The 18,427-nt window shown below is 42.1% G+C and carries 11 protein-coding genes; 4 read left to right on the top strand and 7 right to left on the bottom strand.

The genetic code is table 11. The annotated features are described in order from the left end of the window. The first annotated feature begins 3 nt into the window (after nucleotides 1-3). Nucleotides 4-1,398: an aminopeptidase P family protein gene (locus tag ACK4HU_RS20795; RefSeq protein ID WP_409809742.1), complete on the top strand. Its 1,395-nt coding sequence runs from the start codon at nucleotides 4-6 to the stop codon at nucleotides 1,396-1,398. Between the two features lie 59 nt (nucleotides 1,399-1,457). Further along, the gene (locus ACK4HU_RS20790; protein WP_409809740.1) at nucleotides 1,458-3,050 is read left to right on the top strand and encodes a sulfatase; all 1,593 of its coding nucleotides are present in this window, start codon (nucleotides 1,458-1,460) and stop codon (nucleotides 3,048-3,050) included. Between the two features lie 439 nt (nucleotides 3,051-3,489). Here the strand turns inward: ACK4HU_RS20790 and ACK4HU_RS20785 are convergent, their stop codons facing one another. Together ACK4HU_RS20785 and ACK4HU_RS20780 are read right to left on the bottom strand one after the other, a co-directional pair. Then, the gene (locus ACK4HU_RS20785; protein WP_409809738.1) at nucleotides 3,490-5,046 is read right to left on the bottom strand and encodes a sulfatase family protein; all 1,557 of its coding nucleotides are present in this window, start codon (nucleotides 5,044-5,046) and stop codon (nucleotides 3,490-3,492) included. Between the two features lie 424 nt (nucleotides 5,047-5,470). Then, on the bottom strand, nucleotides 5,471-5,785 hold the full coding sequence (locus tag ACK4HU_RS20780) for a hypothetical protein (RefSeq protein ID WP_409809736.1): 315 nt from the start codon (nucleotides 5,783-5,785) through the stop codon (nucleotides 5,471-5,473). 458 nt (nucleotides 5,786-6,243) lie between these two features. Here ACK4HU_RS20780 and ACK4HU_RS20775 point away from each other — a divergent pair, with 458 nt between their 5' ends. Continuing rightward, the gene (locus ACK4HU_RS20775) at nucleotides 6,244-7,125 is read left to right on the top strand and encodes a PIG-L deacetylase family protein (protein WP_409809734.1); all 882 of its coding nucleotides are present in this window, start codon (nucleotides 6,244-6,246) and stop codon (nucleotides 7,123-7,125) included. A gap of 212 nt (nucleotides 7,126-7,337) precedes the next feature. Here ACK4HU_RS20775 and ACK4HU_RS20770 read toward each other — a convergent pair whose 3' ends face one another. The 5 genes from ACK4HU_RS20770 to ACK4HU_RS20750 all read right to left on the bottom strand — a co-directional run bounded on the left by ACK4HU_RS20770 (nucleotide 7,338) and on the right by ACK4HU_RS20750 (nucleotide 15,963). Further along, complete coding sequence (locus tag ACK4HU_RS20770; protein WP_409809732.1) at nucleotides 7,338-8,654, bottom strand: hypothetical protein; 1,317 nt, start codon at nucleotides 8,652-8,654, stop codon at nucleotides 7,338-7,340. A 311-nt stretch (nucleotides 8,655-8,965) separates the two neighbouring features. Continuing rightward, a complete protein-coding gene (locus ACK4HU_RS20765; RefSeq protein ID WP_409809731.1) occupies nucleotides 8,966-10,438 on the bottom strand; it encodes a CotH kinase family protein in 1,473 nt (490 codons plus the stop codon). A gap of 178 nt (nucleotides 10,439-10,616) precedes the next feature. Then, nucleotides 10,617-12,308: a SusD/RagB family nutrient-binding outer membrane lipoprotein gene (locus tag ACK4HU_RS20760; protein WP_409809729.1), complete on the bottom strand. Its 1,692-nt coding sequence runs from the start codon at nucleotides 12,306-12,308 to the stop codon at nucleotides 10,617-10,619. Nucleotides 12,309-12,331: 23 nt separating this feature from the next. After that, nucleotides 12,332-15,715 carry a SusC/RagA family TonB-linked outer membrane protein gene (locus ACK4HU_RS20755; RefSeq protein WP_409809727.1) on the bottom strand — a complete coding sequence of 1,128 codons (3,384 nt, stop codon included), beginning with the start codon at nucleotides 15,713-15,715 and terminating at the stop codon, nucleotides 12,332-12,334. A 20-nt stretch (nucleotides 15,716-15,735) separates the two neighbouring features. Next, nucleotides 15,736-15,963, bottom strand: coding sequence for a hypothetical protein (locus ACK4HU_RS20750; protein WP_409809725.1), 228 nt, complete (start codon nucleotides 15,961-15,963; stop codon nucleotides 15,736-15,738). A gap of 392 nt (nucleotides 15,964-16,355) precedes the next feature. Here ACK4HU_RS20750 and ACK4HU_RS20745 point away from each other — a divergent pair, with 392 nt between their 5' ends. Beyond that, entirely contained in the window at nucleotides 16,356-18,134 is a 1,779-nt protein-coding gene (locus ACK4HU_RS20745) for a metallophosphoesterase (RefSeq protein WP_409809723.1), read from the top strand. The last annotated feature ends 293 nt before the right edge of the window (nucleotides 18,135-18,427 follow it).

Genomic DNA, 18,427 nt, shown 5'->3' with positions numbered 1-18,427 from the left:
GATATGAACATTTTTCCGAAGGGAACTTACCTAGAAAGAAGGAACCAACTGAAGAAGAAAATGGGCTCTGGAGTCTTGCTTTTCTTGGGAAATGAGGAAAGCAGCAGCAACTTCAAAGACAATTGGTATCCTTTCAGGCAGGACAGTTCGTTCCTTTATTTTTTTGGATTGAATATGCCCGGACTTGCGGCAATTATCGATATCGATCAGGATTTGGAAATCATCTTTGGCGATAATCTAACCACCGAGGAATTGATTTGGCAAGGTGCCCATCCGCCACTTTCCGAATTGGCAAAGGCTGTTGGAATCGAAACTACCCAGGCCAAAAGCGAGCTATCGAAGTTTTTGAAAAAAACGTCTAACCGAAAAATCCATTTCCTCCCTCCATTTCGACCTGAAAACACCCAGAAACTTGCTGAATGGCTACATATTCCCATTCAGGAAATTCCTTCCAGAGCCTCAGTCGATTTCATCAAAGCGGTGGTTTCACTCCGATCCATCAAGTCTGAAGAAGAAATCAAGGAAATCGAAAAAGCGGTGAACATCAGCGTGAGCATGCATAAAAAGGCGATGCAGGAAGCCAAATCCGGAATGAAGGAATACGAACTCCTGGGATTGGTAAATGGTGAAGCATTGGCCCAAGGAGGACATTTATCTTTCGCTCCAATTATCACTATTGAAGGTCAAATCCTCCACAATCACAACTATTCCAATACCCTGACAAAAGGGAAAATGCTTTTGGGGGATTTTGGAGCGGAATCAGCTATGCGTTATGCAGGGGACATTACCCGGACTTTTCCGGTAGGCCCTGAATTTTCTCCGGAACAAAAAGAAATCTATCAAATCGTTCTCAGTGCCTACCATGCTGCAGTTGCTGCGCTTAAGCCAGGAATCCGATTTAAAGACATTCATCTATTAGCCTGCAAAAAACTAGCAGAAGGCTTAAAGGAACTGGGCCTCATGAAGGGAAATCTGGATGATGCGGTCAATCAGGGTGCCCATGCTTTGTTTTTCCAATGCGGCTTGGGCCACATGATGGGCTTGGATGTCCACGACATGGAAGACCTCGGTGAGGAATATGTGGGCTACTCTGATGAATTTAAAAAGAACAAGCAGTTTGGTCTCAAATCACTCCGATTGGGAAAAGAACTGGAGAAAGGATTCGTGGTCACGATTGAGCCCGGCATTTATTTTATTCCGCAACTGATCGATCAATGGCAAGCAGAAAACCTCCACAGCAAATACATCAACTACGATAAACTAGCCGAATACAGAAAATTCGGTGGGATAAGAGTTGAAGATGCCTATGTGATTACCGAATCAGACTCGAGACTTCTCGGAGATCCACTGGAAATAGAAATCAGAGATGTGGAACAAATAAGAGGAAGAAAAACCTAGCCGATTCAACTGCTGAATTCAATTTTCTTAACTTCAAATATTCCCTTAACCAGAAAGCTATGAATATTAGAAAATTAATCCCTGCTTTAATTTTCATTTGGTTCTCGATAGGTCTCGTTTCAACCCATGCACAAAATGTGCAGAAGCGTCCAAACATCATTTTTATGTTGAGCGATGACCATGCCTACCAAGCCATCAGCGCCTATGGACATGGACTCAACGAAACGCCAAACATCGACCGCTTAGCAAAGGAGGGGGCGATTTTCACCCGAGCCACAGTCACCAATTCCATTTGCGCACCGAGCCGAGCGGTGGTTTTAACCGGAAAACACAGCTTTGTCAATGGCAAAGTGGACAATATCCAACCCTTTGATTGGGAACAGGACAATTTTGCCAAGCTGCTTCAACAAGCAGGATATTCCACAGCCATGATCGGAAAAATCCACCTCGACGGACTCCCCCAAGGCTTCGATCATTCCATGGTTTTGCCAGGTCAGGGACATTACTACAACCCGGATTTTATTGTTGATGGCGAAATGAAACGATTCGAGGGGTATGTCACCGATATCACCACAGAATATGCTCTGAAATGGCTGGACGAGGGAAGAGACAAAGACAAGCCTTTTATGCTGATTTACAATCAAAAAGCGCCGCACAGAAACTGGCAGCCGGCGCCAAAATACCTGACCCTCTATGATGACATCACCTTCACCCCGCCGAGCACATTTTTTGATGATTATTCCACTCGTGGCAGAGCCGCAAGAGAGCAGGAAATGGAAATTGACGGACACGCGGATTGGGGAATTGATTTCAAACTGAAGGAAGATCCAGACGGAAAACCTACCCTGATGCTTGATTATTTGAAACGCTTCAATGAGCAACAATTAAAGGATTGGGATGCGGCATACGAACCGAAAAATCAGGCTTTTTTAAAGGCCAATCTGAAAGGAAAGGAATTGGCGCTATGGAAGTATAACACTTACATCAAAGATTACCTCCGAACCATCAAATCAGTGGATGATGGGGTTGGCGAATTGTTGGATTATCTCGAAGCCGAGGGATTGGCCCAAAATACCATCATCATCTACACCTCAGATCAGGGGTTTTACCTGGGAGAACATGGCTGGTTTGACAAGCGCTTCATGTACGAGCAGTCCTTTCGCACGCCACTTTTGATCAGGTATCCGAAGGAAATTAATCCGGGAACCAGCATCGACAAACTCGTACAAAACCTGGATTATGCCCCAACAATTTTAGACTATGCAGGGGTCAAAGTACCAGATGCGATGCAAGGGGAATCTTTCAGAAGTTTGGCTAATGGCAGTTCGGATCAATGGAGGGATGCTGTGTACTACACCTATTACGAATATCCAGCGGTACACATGGTAAAACGGCATTACGGAATCAGTACCGCTCGCTATAAACTGATGCACTTTTATTACGACAACGATGAATGGGAAATGTATGATCTTGAAACAGATCCTGACGAAATCAAAAATATTTACAATGATCCCACCTATGCCGGCATCCGGGGAGAAATGCATGACAAACTGAAGAAACTCCGTGCTTCCTATGGGGATTCGGATGAGATGGATCAAAAATTCATTGACTTGTTTAATGCCTACATGGAAAAAAGCAGGTCTTCGAAATAAAATTAATTGTTTTGACTGGGTTGTTTCGATTTGTAAATCCTTCAACTAATTGAGGGGGAATTTGTCTTATTTCTACTTAATGAATAGGAATGTGGCTTTAGCCCATTCCGAAAAGAAATCACCACCACATCTGTGGCTTTAGCCCAAATAAAAATTGAATATTTGGCTAAAGCCTAGTGATCTTTTGAATAGGACATTTCCACCAGCTGAAGCAGGTGGGAATTTATAGGGTTTCCAATTCCTCAAATGGAATGTGGTTTTTTTTAACCATTTAGAGATTTAAGGACAATAAGTTTTTAAGATATAGTCATTTTGCAATCACAAACTTCTGCCTTGCAACCCTTAATTCCCTTCATGCTCTTAATGGTTGAAGAAATAAACCCAATCAACCTGCCTTTCCAAAATTCATCTTCTGTTGAATTTTTGATCGAATTATGGCCTAATCCCGATCCCTGATTTTTTTTAGCAATTCGCTCAATTCAACCACTTTCTCAGGGTAGCTCAAAAAGAGATTTTCCTGCTCCTCAGGATCTGAATCGATTCGATAAAGTTGCCCGGTGGGCCCTCCGCTTTGGGGTGTGATATGGGCGGGGTCTGTGAATCCACCCGAACCCAATCCTTCTATGTATTTCCATCCTTCGCTTCGAATTGCATACAGGTTTCCGGAAGAGTGATGAACCATCGAATTGCGGTGAGGTTTTTCCAAGTCGCCCCGAAGTACATGTAAAAAACTCTCGCTGTCCGACCCCTGATTTTCTGGTAACTGTGTTCCTGTAAGTTCAGCCAGAGTGGCAAAAACATCAGTCAAACTCAGCAAATGATGATATTGAACATTCCCTTTGATTGACCCAGGCCAGGATATGATCAGGGGAATTCGATGACCTCCATCCCATACGTCGCCCTTTTGGCCTCGGGTTCCTGAGTTTGAATCGTGATTATATAAATTGATTTCTTCCTCAGGCCAGTAGGCACCGTTATCACTTGCAAATATCAGGAGGGTGTTTTCATCGATTTTGTTTTTGATTAAAGTTGCTTTGATCTGTGCGACTATATCGTCTATTTCCAAGACAAAATCTCCATAAAGCCCAACCTCAGATTTCCCTTTAAACTTTTCCGTAGGTATCCAGGGAGTATGCGGACCAGTCAAAGGCAGATATAAGAAAAAAGGCTGCTGGAAATTACCTTCTGCCTGACGTTCTATGAAGTCAATCCCTTCACTCACAATCGTAGACTGACAGGATTCTACACGGAAGGATTTGGACATTTCTCCCTGCCTCCACCAGACGCCCTTTTCCCAATACACAGCAAGGCTGTCTGTATGCTTTTTATCCCAAGCATATTGGGTGTTTTCCTTTTTGACTGGATAAATCGATGTAGTCAAAACTACCTCCGGATCAATTACCTGATGGTTTCTAAGAAAAACATAGGGTGGTATATCCAAAGATGCTGGATGAATAAAGGAATAATCAAAACCTATGCTGTTTGGGCCACTTTTGACAGGCTTTGTATAGTCCACATTTGAGTAGCCTGTAGTCCGATCAAGGCTTGCGGGTAATCCATCTTTTGTTTGCCATTCCAGCCCCAAATGCCATTTACCAATGATCGCAGTGGAATAGCCGGACTTTTTGAGAATGGAAGGGAGAGTTTCCCTTTCTAAATCAATCACCGCCTGATCAAATCCACCTATTCCATAGGCAGCCGATTTGGTTCTGAAGCCATATTTACCTGTGAGCAAACCATACCTGGAAGGAGTACAGACAGACGCACTTGAATGCGCATTGGTGAAAGACATTCCTTCCCGCACCAATTTATCTAAGTTGGGAGTTTGGATACGGGAATTGGAATTCAGTCCACTGACATCCCCATACCCCATGTCATCAGCAAATATGATGATAATATTAGGAGCCTTCGAAGGAGTTACATTCTGGCCAAAGGTGGGCTGGATCGAGCAAAGTATTGCGAAGATAAATCCTAAAACCCTTGAACATCTATCCATAGAATAACTGTGCTATTTTGTGATATTAACCCCTTTACTTGGGCAAAACAAAATTTTCATTTTCTTTTTGAACCTCAAGGAAACAGGAGAAAATGAGCCAAATCAAGTCTTTACAAAGCAGAGATTTTGAAATTTAGTTTATCGATCAGATCCGAAAAAAAAAATCCACCATTATTAAAGGAAATTTTCAAATAGGCCAAAAAGATAATTGTACTCAAGTTTAAAAGTCTATTATTTCACTTTTGAAAGAAAGTTAATTTTAAAAATAAATATTAATCCTTGTGCACATACGCAACTTTGCCAATATTTTAAAATCAAGAAGAAAAAAGTCTGAGGACGATTGATTTTGGATACTTCGGTCTTCGGTCTTCCGACCTCTTAACCAAAGAAAATTCGCTTACTGGCAGGATTCCGTATATTCATATTAATCATTTTTCTTTTTATTCTTTTTCGGCCTTCTATCGGTTTTATTATTGAAATAAACACCATCTGTTTCCATATCTGATATGGTTCGTCTTAAATTTTTCTGAATTCTATTTTTAGTCTGTTCAGAAATGTCTTCCTCAGTAAATAATGAACTTAACATATTGAACAAGGCCGCTCTAGTAAATCCGGAAGCTTTTTCAAATTTATAGGGCTTTTCCTCCATTCGGCTGAATTCCTTCACGGAAGTGGATATAAAAATCACAAATGAAACAACCACCAATATCGTCAATATAATTATATCTAAATTTTCCATCTTATCTTTTCATATTAAAAATGATTATAAAACCTAAAATGGTTGGGCACCATAGACCTATAAAAATCGCTTTAAGTGGTTCCTTAGCTATTATAAAGTAATATTCTGATATCCCTATTAGAACAATTACTAATACCATTAATACTATCTCAGATTTTTTAAACTTCTTCATGAACTAAATCAATTATTGACACATTGAAATCTATTTAATATGCTATAAAATAGCATAGTGCAAAGGAGTATGGTTTTGAATTTGGCTTATATTAAATACCAATTTGTCACAATTAAACAACTGCTCAAGTGGCAGAAAGTTTTTTTTTAAAATGAATTAAAAGTTCGTTACTAAATAGGGACTTAGTTTTATGTATGAAAAATTTACACTGGTTTAGTCAATTCGCAGAAGTCCTTTTGCAAATCCACACTCAATTTCCTAGCTTTTTAGACTTAAAATTCAAACCATGAAGAAACTCACCCTGTTTACCACCCTTTTTCTAGTATTTGCTACGCTTTCTTTTTCCCAAGAAAGACCCCTGAAAATCATGATGATCGGAGCTCATCCGGACGATTGCGATATCAAATCAGGCGGAACGGCTGCGTTATTTGTCGCTATGGGGCATCAGGTAAAATTCCTTTCAATTACCAATGGAGATGCAGGCCACATGGAAATGGGCGGTGGAATGCTCGCCAAGCGACGGTATGAGGAGACACAGGAAGTAGCAAAAAGACTAGGCATCAGCTATGATGTCCTCGACAATCACGACGGAGAATTGCTGCCTACTCTGGAAATCAGACTCGATGTCATCCGCAAAATCCGGGAATGGGATGCCGACGTGGTGATCTCTCATCGCACCAATGATTACCACCCTGACCATCGTTACACTGGAGTTTTAGTGCAGGATGCGGCATTTATGGTTGGGGTTCCGAATATTGCACCGGATGTAGCGCCTCTGAAGAAAAACCCCGTCTTCCTTTATTATCAGGATAATTTTAAAAAGCCTAATCCATTCAAACCGGACATTGCAATAGATATCAGTGCTGTCATTGACAAAAAAATAGACGTGTTGGACGCTCACGTTTCACAGTTTTACGAGTGGCTTCCATGGATCGCCAATGATCCTGATGTGATTCCTGAAGGAAAAGAAGAACGCAAAGCTTGGCTCAAGGCAAAGCGCATTTCAGCTCCAATTCCTACCGTCATGAAGGTGTTGGAAGAATGGTATGGGAAAGAAAAAGCAGCGCAGGTGAAGTTTGCAGAGGCTTTTGAAATTTGCGAATACGGCACTCAGCCGAATAAGGAAGAAATTTTGCGTTTGTTTCCGATGCTGGTCAATGGGCAATGATCAATTCTCAATGACCAATTTTCAATGGTCAATTATCAATTTTCTGGGAAGTAGGGCCCCCTTTATCATTGGAACTTGATTTTGAACATTGATGATTTCTAAAATGAATTTTCAATGGTCAATGGACAATTCTCAATGACCAATTTTCAATGCTTATGGTCTTTAATTGAACATTGAGTTTGAACATTGAAGATGTCTTGTCTCGGTAGTCTTCAATACAAATAGATTGGATTGGTGAATATCCAGTTAACCCAACTTTCATTTAGCCAAAGATCTGCCTCGATCCGATAGTTTCCTCTTTGATTATCTGTTGAAAAAACAAACTCATAGGAGGCTTCCTCTGTCTCTTTGAAGACTTTGCCGTCCCGTATCAGTCGATATTTCGCAGGAAAAGGAGATAAAACAGATAGCATACTTACATGCTGCGCAGGAATGGAGTCTCCCAGAATGCCGGTGAGTTCTTGAGCTTGATTAAGTGCGAAAAACTCAAACCCTTTTGCCTTGGCCAATCCTTCGAAGGCAATAAAAGAGCGGCCCTTTTTTATACTTTCCTTAATTTCCTCCGAGGTAAAACCCTCCGAAAAGACATGGTTATTTACAAAGTTGAAGGAATGAAAATACGTATCCAACTCCCACTTGAAGGCCCAACCATTTTCGTCAGGCTCATTTAAAAGGAGCTTTTCCAAGAATCCCGGTTCTCTTATGCTGATTGTTTTGGCATTGGGACCCACCCACTCCACTTGTCCGTTTTCCAGAAAGCGCGCTCTGATGTTTAAGTTATTATGCGCATCCACAGCGCCAATTCCCACTATTTTGCGATGCTGATTGAGTCCATCCCAATTTGCCAATATCGTCTCCTGCTTATCATACAACTCCCGATAACCCCAATCTTTGTACGAATTCCCAATCACCAGATGATTGAGCAAAAAAGGTAAAATACTAGCCTCATCCAGAAGATCGGTATGGATATTATAGATTTCCATAGCCTGATAATCCGGATTTCCCCAATCATGATCTTGTTCGCAATGAACATAGGTCACCAAACCTCCCTGTCCAACTACTTCGTGAATCAGAGAATCTCGGGGTTTTTCCCAATCCAACACCCCACTTTTAAACGGATTAACCATAATCCCACCTCCCTCGCCACTACTTTCCGTACCGGCTTCGAACAGTATGCCATCAAAAACACCATGAAATGAGCGGGGAAACGTGTCTAGCTTGCTATGGGCGTGATCGGAAAAAAATATAAAATTCAATCCCGCTTTCTTAGCTCCGGTTAAAATTTCATTCAGGCTGCCCCGGCTATCATGCGACCAATAGGAATGTGCATGCATCACACCGATGTATTCCGGAATCGGAATCATCGAAATCGGCTTCTTATACCTGGCCCATAAATCTTTGCGAGCTTTCTCTTTTTGCGGATAGACCACCCACTTATTATAAAACCCCGGACCTAGATAAAATCCGATTCCTATCAAAAGGCCTACAAAAATGATTAACAAAACTACCTTGCCAATGCGTTTAAACATGGTGCTTGATGACTTTCTTGATTATGTAGCTTTCAAATTAGCGATTATTCCCATTTTCACCGCTCACCTATTCTAATAAGCAAGAGAGCACATTCAGAGATACTTTGTCAAGGTGGAGGGGTTTATGTATTTAAAAGCAATAGTCAATGGTCAATGATCAATTATCAATTTTCAGGGAATGGAAGATCCCCTTGATCATTGGAACTTGAGTTTGAACATTGAAGATTTCGGAAAGGAATTTTCAATGGACAATGATCAAACTCAATGATCAATTTTCAATGGTCAATGGACAATTCTCAAGGATGAATCATTTACCATGTTGCGATTTGTCCATCCATCCAAACTGATCGCTCGGTGAGAAAAGTCTTTAGATTTTGAATGGTTTGATCATAATTTACTCCGATTCCTTGGTCCCACTTTGCGTAGTTTCGCTCGACTGCACCATTTTTCCTTAGATAAGCCTCAGCATCATCCACCACTTTTTGGAGAGAAGTTGGGCTGAGTTCTCCTTGGCGAAGTGCCTGCCATCGGTTCTTAACGGCTTTTTTGAAAAGAGGGTCTTCCAGTAGTCTATCCCACCAAAAAGGCACCATCCAAAAGTCCTTATTTGCATAATCATTGAAGTTAGCCACCCAATCTGTCATGGGAATTCTTCTACCCTCGTCAAACCCAATATTCATATCCCAAATTGGTCCCATTGCGAGTTTTCCGTCTCTATCCTTTTGCAAAAAGGTGCTGATACGGTAGGCATCCACATTGCGACAGAGTTCAGATAGTAAGAAGTAATCGACAAAAGAATTTAGGTCAATGAAATTTGTGTAGGTTCGGTTTGTACTGGCAAAATCATCAGTGATCAAAGCCTTTTCAAACTGATCAATATACCCAGCGATATAATCTTTTTGGGCAGGAGTTATATTTTCAGCTTTCGGATACTCATAGGTAAAATATGTCTCCAAATACAGCTGTGGATGGTATGGAGCCTGATAAGCAGGGAAGGTCAAGGGCTTTTGGAAAATATCAAAATTGCTTCTAAAACTATTGAATGCCGTATAGCGGGCATCCTCCTCCCAATTGTTCATGAAATAGGAAAGCGGCTTATTATCGTGTTCGGGACCTGCATCCGACTTGTCAATTTTCAAAATATATCCTCCGGATAGATTGGTTGAACTGGAATTGAGGGATTTTATGTCAATTCGGTTGGAATCCCGTTTGAGCTTTTCACAGAAATAATACACGCCAAGATATTCCCCATTCACTTCGATTTCCACAAACTGCCCTCTACTGGCATATTTCCCGATTTTTCGAGAAAGCTCATAGCCCACATGATTATAGATTAGGCTTTTGTCCCAAATGTATTTTTCGTTCAGGTTGACCACATGCCCAATCAGCCTCCAGTCTTCTTCCATAGGCATCCCGAAAAAGGCAACGTCCATACTAGCTCCGGAATCATCGACTGTTTCGAAATTGAAGCCTTTTTTATCCGAAAGTCGAAAGGAGGTCTTTCCTCTGTATTCTATGTCAATACCTTGCTTTTGAATCAGTTTCTTTTTCTGATAAATCTTCATTTTAGCCAATACACCCGGTTCGTAGGGAATCTCCCTCCCTTCTGTATCAATGACCAAATAGGGGATTTCACTTTCCTTGGTATCGATGGCAAAAACTTGCCCATCGTCTCCTTTGGAAATAAGAAGCTCGGTAGGCTCTTGGCAGGAAACAAAAAGCAACAAGAAAAATAGGCTCACTAACCAGCCATTTCTATGAACGAAATTTGAAAAGAGAATCATTTGAATCGGGATTTTACATAAAGTCGAATATGATCCCGTATATACGGAACAACTCGGAGGAATGATTATTCAATATGCGAATTTCTCCCTTTAGCTGATTATCGTACAAAAAAGTATGTTTTAACTAAAAAAGGGCTATCGGAAATTCCGAAAACCCTTTTTTAGTTATGATTGCTTTTTACCAAGGTTTGTTAGTACCCTGAGTAATCCAGGTTTTTGACCATTGATTATTAGCCCCTCGACCTCCTTCGTAAGGAGTTATTTCCAGACGTCCGATTGCTTTGGTAACCTCTTTATTATTGAAATTGATTTCATTACCACCATAGATAAATCGAACTGGCAAGACAGGTTCTGGAGATGCTGGACCGGGCTTTAATTCCGGAAAACCAGTTCGTCGGAAATCAAACCAAGCTTCGGAAGCATTCGTCCAGCTGGCAACCCATTTTTGCTCAATGACCTGCTTGATCGTGTTATTAAATTTGACTTTTGGCTGAGCGATAAACTCACCAAATCTGTTTTCTACGCCCCAGGTTTTGAGTGAAGCCCGAATTCCATTTTGATAATGGCTTTCCGCATTTCCTACCGAATAACCTTTCAAGGCAGCCTCTGCCAAGATAAAATATACCTCCGAAGCAGAAATTATCCTGGCTTTGAGCAGGGCATGTTTGGCCTGACGATATACATCTGCTAATTGTGAGGCATGCTGATTTTCCAGCGTCTGACCCGGAGTCGGATTTCGATTATGCTCTGATGGTGCTACTAGTCCGGGAGGTAAGCCCACGAAAGTGCGAGTATCCAATTTAAATCCTAAAATATCAGGATTGTAATGACGGGTAAACTTATTTCCTGCTGCAATCTGAGCCACATATTGATCATCTGTAAGCGAAACTGTTCCTTGCTGAATTACGCCATTTCTTCGGATAAAAGGATCCGTCGCAGTACTAAGTGTTTTATCCTCTACCCATTGGCAGTGAACTTCCCTAAACCAAACCCGGACTCTTGGGTCTTGATTTTCCAACATCGGATTGAGAAGGGTAGTACTAGGCTTTAGTCGACGGAAATTAGAACCAGCATCAAATGATGCGGCAGTTGGCCAAGAATCTGCAGCAGAAGCTCCGATGAAATCCATCACTACGTCCTCACTGGCATCAGTGATATATACCCCTGAATTCGCCACCTGCTCAATACCGGATTTGGCTAGCGCTGGGATTTTTTCGGAAACGCGCATTGAGTATCGCAAAAGCAAGGAATTGGTAAATTTATGCCACCTCGTTACGTTCCCCCCGAAATACACATCATACTGGGCAATCACTGAAGCGTTGTTTGCTGAAGCAAAAATCACAGAGGCTGCTTTGAGATCCTCAATGATCCCTCTATAGATCACTTCCTGACTATCATACTCCGGAAACTGAAATTCAAGTCCCGGCTGACCGCCCTGAAGTGCTTTAGTATAAGGTGCATCACCCCAGAGATCTGTAATCATTCCAAAAATCAAGGACTTCATCGTCAATCCCACTGCTTTGTGGAATGGTGAATTAGTTTCCTCTGCCCGCTGAATCATAAACTGATTGGTTCTCAATAGTCCGTACCATCCACTCCAGTCTTGCAGTCCCCATTCGTAGTGGTTGTGGCCACCATTCCAACCGTCCTTCTGAGTATGTTGGACTACCCCACCCAAATCCTGATATCCAAGATTGATGAGGTTTTGTCCCACACCCACCAGTACTGTCGGCATGAGCATATTCACATTGGCGTTGGACGGAGAAACCCCATTTGGGTTAGTATTAATTTCATCCAGATCTTTGCATCCTCCTACGACGAGAGAAAAAACCAAGATCAAGGTTCCTAATTTTATATTTAAATTGTTCATGACTTGTGATTTTTCAGGTGAGGTTAAAAGTTTGCGCTGAACTTGAATCCAAAAGGCATGGTCCAAGGATTGACATTTTGTAGCTCAATACCCTGCCGGAAAAGATTGGCCGAGTCTCCTTGCTTGGATCCAGTGACTTGAAAGGCACGTTCAGGATCAATACCAATGTCTGCCTTTGTCCAAAGGATTAGGTTACGGGTATACACCGAAACATGCGCTCCTTGAAATCCTTTGAGATTTGGAAGTTGGTAACCGATGGAGAATTCACGCATTTTCAAAAATGAGGCATCAAAGGTGATCTGCTCATTGTAGCTCCATGGGTAGCCCGAAGAAGCCGGATAAATTCGAGTGCCCGGACCTCCCAGATGCTCCACGTATTCCCCTTGTGCATTGAGGATGACTCCCGGCACAAATACCCCATCATACCCAGGCGCTCCCATATTCACCGGCATTCCTCCTGTAGCTTGGGTGTAGCCGCCCACTCTTGGGAAATTGCCATTTTGAGGAATAATATATTTTCCCGGATTAGACTTTAGCAGCTTGATCAATTCTTCCTGAGAATATAATCCTCCTGGTATCAATTGCCTCATCTGACGGGCAGATTTCCAGTCAGACTCTCCGTAGCGGTAGGTATACGACATAAAATCTCCACCTAGTCTTAAATCAAAACTCATATCGAGAGTAAATCGCTTGTAGCTCAATTTCGATTGAGCTCCAATAATTACGTCAGGGTTGAAATTCCCAACTTTTCGTCGATCTTCGCGACCATTTTTAGGAATCCATGAGCCATTAGCATTCAAAATTGGCCAACCATAATAAGGTGAATTTTTATCCTCCACTGTGGCAAATCCTCTACTGTAGAGGTCACCGATTTGGCCACCGATAAATGTGGATGCTCCTCCATTGTTATCCTCCCAAAGGGTAATGAAGTCCATGCCATCCGCCAGCGCATCGAGGGTAGTTCGAATTCGGGTAAAGTTGGCATTGACATCCCAAGTAAGTCCATTATTGCGCTTAATTGGAGTTACTCCGATCTGAATTTCCCAGCCTTTGGAAGAGATGAGACCAGCATTGACCTGCTTTTGGCCAAATCCGGAGGAAGCTGGAGTTGGCACACTGAGGATTTGGTTTTCGTTTTTCTGGTAAAAATAGGTGCCCTCAAATCTTACCCGATTATCCCAGAGATTGAAGTCTAATCCCAATTCTTGAGAAGTGTTAATCTCCGGCTTCAGGTTGGGATTAAGGAGTGTCCCAGGGTAATTGGTTGTAATCAATGTCCCCCAATTGGAAGTGCCTAATACCGGGTCCAAAGCGTAAGGATTGGTATCATTACCTGCTTGCGCAAAACCAGCTCTAAACTTCAGTAAAGAGATGGATTCGGGTAAATTAAAGGTATAATTCGCAAGCCAGCTGAGTGAAACAGAAGGGTAAAAGTATGATCGATTATTAGCTGGAAGGGTACTGGACCAGTCATTTCTACCCGAAATATCCAAGTACAATTGATCCATATAACCTAAAGAAGCAACTCCAAAAACAGAGTAAATTGCCTTTTCTGAATTAAAATTATTATACAAAAGTCCTGTATTTGGAATATTGCTTATTCGATAAAGACCAGGAACTATCAAACCGGCATTTCGTGCGCTGCCCATATAATTATCCCGATAATTTTGCCGCATGACGTTACCACCACCATTTAAAGTAAGATTGAAGTTGGTGTAGGACTTCGTGTAGGTGGTCAAAAATTCGATGTTACTTTCTGTTCGTCCAATATCTTGTAGATGATATGCGCCTCTACGTTCACGGGTGTAGGACCAAGGAATTTTAGTCTCGCGATTTTCAGTGTAAGTGTCCAAGGTCATTCTCACGTAGGATGATAGGGCATCTGTCCACTTGTAATCCATTTTCACATTCCCAAAAACCCTATCTCTTACAAATCCATTGTTGATTCCATAAGCAATAAAATATGGGTTATCATGATTAACTGATACAGTTTTTTGCTGAATTCCTTCTTGACCCTCCAACCAATAATCTTTGAGATCATTGATATTGACATGGGACCAATTATATACTGCTTCCAATGGGTTGGCACCTCTGTTGGTGGTAGCAGCACGGTTGTTGGATTGAGATCGGGAGAGATTTATATCCGCACTTAAGGTGAGTTTTGGGTTGAATTGGTAGGAATTGGATAATGTTAAGTTATTTCGATTCAAATCCGTGTTAGGGATCATTCCATCATGGATCATGTTAGTGAATCCTAGGCGGTAAGTTGCTTTGTCAGTGGATCCTGACACACTAACCGAATTGGTAGAGGTAACCCCAGTTTCCAGAAAGTTTCGCATGTTGTCCGGATAAGATCTAAGCTCTGTTGGAATTTTTTTGCCGTCTGATCCCACAGGACTATTCCATTGCACAGCCGTGATTCCCTGATCAAGTGGCAATCCTGCCCAATAAGCCGAGCGCTCATCCAAAAGATCTGTGCGGTTGCCATTTGCATATTGATAATGGAAGTCCAAAAATCGATATGGCTTCTCAAAGACATTACTGGTAGTCACATTTACTCGGAGAGACTCTCCTTTTTTCCCTTTTTTGGTCGTGATCAAAATCACCCCATTACCAGCCCGTGAACCATAAAGAGCTGCGGCACTGGGACCTTTGAGCACGGTGATATCTTCAATATCTTCAGGACTAAGGTCGGAGATGGGATTGCCATAATCCACCTCGTTTCGATCTCCCATATTGCGGACATTATTCATTGAATTGGTGACCGGCACCCCATCGATCACGAAAAGCGGCTGATTGTCGCTACTGAGTGATGTAGCTCCACGGATTATAATACTGGTAGAGGATCCAACTCCACTCATTTGGTTGATCGAAACCCCAGCCACTCGCCCGGCAAGAGCATTGATGGGGTTTTCCTGAGCCACAGTCCGAAGATCCTCACCTTTTACCTCACCGACGGAATAACCAAGAGATCGTTTTTCACGCTCGATACCCAAGGCGGTCACCACCACTTCACTCATCGCTTGGATGTTTTCTACCATAGTCATATTGAGAGTGGATTGACCTGAGATGGCAATTTCCACAGACTCATATCCGATGTAGGAGAAAACCAATGTCGGCTGAGCACTTCGCAAAGTCAGCGTGTAATTTCCATCGATATCAGTCACAGTACCATTGGAGGTTCCTTTTTCCAATACCGTCACGCCTGGCAAAGGCAAGCCATCTGCTTTTGCGGTAATTTTTCCTCTAATCGTAGCTTGAGTTTGAAAAAAATCCTCATCGAATTCTGAGGAACCATTAGGCTTAGCCTCTGCCAAAAAAGGCATAAGCATTGCAAAACCCAGCATCAATCCCAGAGTAATCCTCCCGGTGAATTTGAGTTTGAGTAGGTAAATGATTTGTTGCATAAAGTGTTGGGAAGAGTTAGTTAAGAATTCTGTTTGCTTTTAGGTTTATTTTCCTTGCGCTCTGAAGCAGAGCTGTCTTCAAAAAATCGATCAAACACCTTTCTGAAGGCTACCTCGAAGGATTCAATCTGTTGGGGGTCATCTAAACCCTCCAAAAACATATCAAATTCAACTCGAGAAATCTCACCCGATTGAAGTTTTTTGATCAATACCGATGCATCTGGTCTAGTCATACCGATTTCATTCATGTGTTTAAAATTGATTTTTTAAGGTCACATGGAATGCCCAAAATAATCGTTCCCCTGGGTGATCCCGTAAGTACGGGATCATGGGCATTTCATGTGGGATACTCATTCACTTACAAAAAGGACTATCCGAATTCTCATTTTTCATATGATTATAATTTTTTTTCAAAGGCCATATGGAATCTCGCTTCATGGATAATCATTCCAGTGTGTGTCGGATACGACATGCTCGATTTCATGTGTTTATAATTGATTTTTATTGGTCACATGGAATGCCCCGAATAATCATTCCCCCGTGTGATCCCGTACGTACGGGTTCATGGGGCATTTCGAATAGTCTATTTGAAGTTTTTCTTAGTATACTGTTCAAAGAATTCACAACCCGATTTCCCATCATGAAGAATTTTAATTCCCGCCTGAGTTTTTATTGGCTTTTTATCTTTGGTTTACTCAGCTTTTGCAATCAAAAAAATACAGAACTCCCTGACCTTAAGTCCACTGTTGACGACATAGTGACACGACTTTATGAGGAAATCCCAGCGGATAGTCTCAACCTACTCACAGAGGATTTTTTGCTTGGATATCTTAGTGAAAAGGAAAAATCGGTGATGAGTACTCAATATTGGATCTTGGAAGTCAACCAACCCGTGAGGATCTCATTGATGCGGCATGTGGACCAGAAAACCCTTCCTTTTTGGCTTCCAAATTCAGGTTTTGAAAAGACCGATCTACTGGTGAAAAATGAGCTATCCACTTACGAGGTGTGGCAAAAGGAAGAAAAATCCGGAAAAATCAATTTGGGAATAAACGGATTGGATAAGCATCGACCGGTATATTTTATCAGCCTTTCTCTTTTGGACAAAAACAAAAAGCTCGAAATCAACCCGATCTTTCCTGCCCAACAGCATTTTGAAACTTTTGAACCGGGTGCCTTTACTTATCACGACTGGGATGGGCTCAAAATCACGGAAGTCCCTGAGTCACTCCTTGGAGATGTCCTTTTGACTACAATTCGGGGCCGCGCTCGTGAAGCCCACTTGGTGGATGCTTTTCGCAGCACAAATTTTCCATCATCTTCAACTCCAGACTTGACAGTGCTTCATTGGGATTCAGATCCCAAAACCTCCATTTCAGTCAACTGGCGAACAGGTCCAACAATCACTGACGGTCATGTGAAGTATTGGGTTAAAGGAAGTACAGACACGCTCACCAAAGCCTCGACATGGCTGGAAATCGAAGACAGGCTTCTCCAAAATGACCGATTTACACTAAGACACACCGCAAGATTGACAGGACTTCAGCCTGGTACTTCCTATGAATATTTTATTGGAACTGGGACTGAGGAGGGGAAGGTATTTTCCTTTGAAACTGAGCCTGAGATAGCGAATAATTTTTCCTTTATTTGGTTTGGAGATATGCACAATGACCCCAAAACAGGTCAATTGGCGCAAGATGCTACCGAACGATTTCCTGAAACCAAATTTTACATTTCCTCAGGTGACCTAGTGAATACTGGCCTTCATCGGGATGATTGGGACAAACTGTTTTCCTATACGGGCGAAAGTTTTGCCCGGCGACCATTTATGCCGGTACCTGGAAATCACGATTCTCAAGACGGACTGGGAGCATGGATGCTTCAATCTCTGTTTGACCTACCCACCAATGGTCCGGGAGAAGAATATGCCGAGCGCAGCTATTTTTTCCGATATGGTGATGCACTTTTCCTGATGATGGATGGCACACTTTCCATTCCTGATCAAGCGGACTGGTTAGAGAAAACGCTGTCTGAAAATCCAGCCAAATGGAAGTTTTTGACTGTTCATTTTCCTGCATACAATTCCGTGGAGCCTTATCCTGAGATTCAGGATTCCTGGATCCCCATTTTGGAAAAGTATGAAGCCGACCTGTATTTCAGTGGGCATTTTCATTACTATATGCGGTCAAAGCCCCTGAAGGAATTTAAGAAGGGGTCGTTATCCAATTTGATTTTTGTTCACTCGGCATCAGCACATGGCAAAGGCTTCGAAAGCGACAAGCAAGACAGTACGTTTACGGTCCTATCCTACCCAAATGATTATTTGTACCAAAAAATAGATATCAAAGGCAATAAATTGACCTTGAGTTCCTACCTGGCTGACGGCAAACTTTTGGATCAATTCACCATCAAAAAATAAGGATGTTTTCCGCAGAAAATTTCCTCGTTTATCATTCAGGCAGTCTAGCGCATTCAGATTGCGGGAAAGCGGGTTTCAAAGCGATAGTTATCACGATGGATTTGACCCAAGCCTAAATTTCTAAATTTGAATACACGGAATTATGCCAGTAGCCAAATATTCTTTAACTACACCTCGACTTCGTTCGGTGTCCACTGGTTTTGTTTTTAGGAGGGGAGGGAAATTAGGGGGGGGGCCCCCCCAGTCAAAACCCCCCCCCCAAAAAAAAACAACCCCCCCCCCGCCCCAAGCAG

The sequence above is a fragment of the Algoriphagus sp. genome (assembly GCF_046296635.1).
In the GTDB taxonomy this organism is placed as follows: Bacteria; Bacteroidota; Bacteroidia; order Cytophagales; family Cyclobacteriaceae; genus Algoriphagus.
The sequence above is the reverse complement of the archived record's forward strand: the minus strand, read 5'-3'. Positions and strand labels throughout refer to the sequence as shown.

Excerpts from the sequence above, each read along its gene's own strand:
- ACK4HU_RS20785 (WP_409809738.1), bottom strand. The coding sequence starts at position 5,046 with ATGGATAGATGTTCAAGGGTTTTAGGATTTATCTTCGCAATACTTTGC.
- ACK4HU_RS20790 (WP_409809740.1), top strand. The coding sequence starts at position 1,458 with ATGAATATTAGAAAATTAATCCCTGCTTTAATTTTCATTTGGTTCTCG.
- ACK4HU_RS20775 (WP_409809734.1), top strand. The coding sequence starts at position 6,244 with ATGAAGAAACTCACCCTGTTTACCACCCTTTTTCTAGTATTTGCTACG.
- ACK4HU_RS20755 (WP_409809727.1), bottom strand. The coding sequence starts at position 15,715 with ATGCAACAAATCATTTACCTACTCAAACTCAAATTCACCGGGAGGATT.
- ACK4HU_RS20770 (WP_409809732.1), bottom strand. The coding sequence starts at position 8,654 with ATGTTTAAACGCATTGGCAAGGTAGTTTTGTTAATCATTTTTGTAGGC.
- ACK4HU_RS20765 (WP_409809731.1), bottom strand. The coding sequence starts at position 10,438 with ATGATTCTCTTTTCAAATTTCGTTCATAGAAATGGCTGGTTAGTGAGC.
- ACK4HU_RS20780 (WP_409809736.1), bottom strand. The coding sequence starts at position 5,785 with ATGGAAAATTTAGATATAATTATATTGACGATATTGGTGGTTGTTTCA.
- ACK4HU_RS20745 (WP_409809723.1), top strand. The coding sequence starts at position 16,356 with ATGAAGAATTTTAATTCCCGCCTGAGTTTTTATTGGCTTTTTATCTTT.
- ACK4HU_RS20760 (WP_409809729.1), bottom strand. The coding sequence starts at position 12,308 with ATGAACAATTTAAATATAAAATTAGGAACCTTGATCTTGGTTTTTTCT.
- ACK4HU_RS20750 (WP_409809725.1), bottom strand. The coding sequence starts at position 15,963 with ATGAATGAAATCGGTATGACTAGACCAGATGCATCGGTATTGATCAAA.
- ACK4HU_RS20795 (WP_409809742.1), top strand. The coding sequence starts at position 4 with ATGAACATTTTTCCGAAGGGAACTTACCTAGAAAGAAGGAACCAACTG.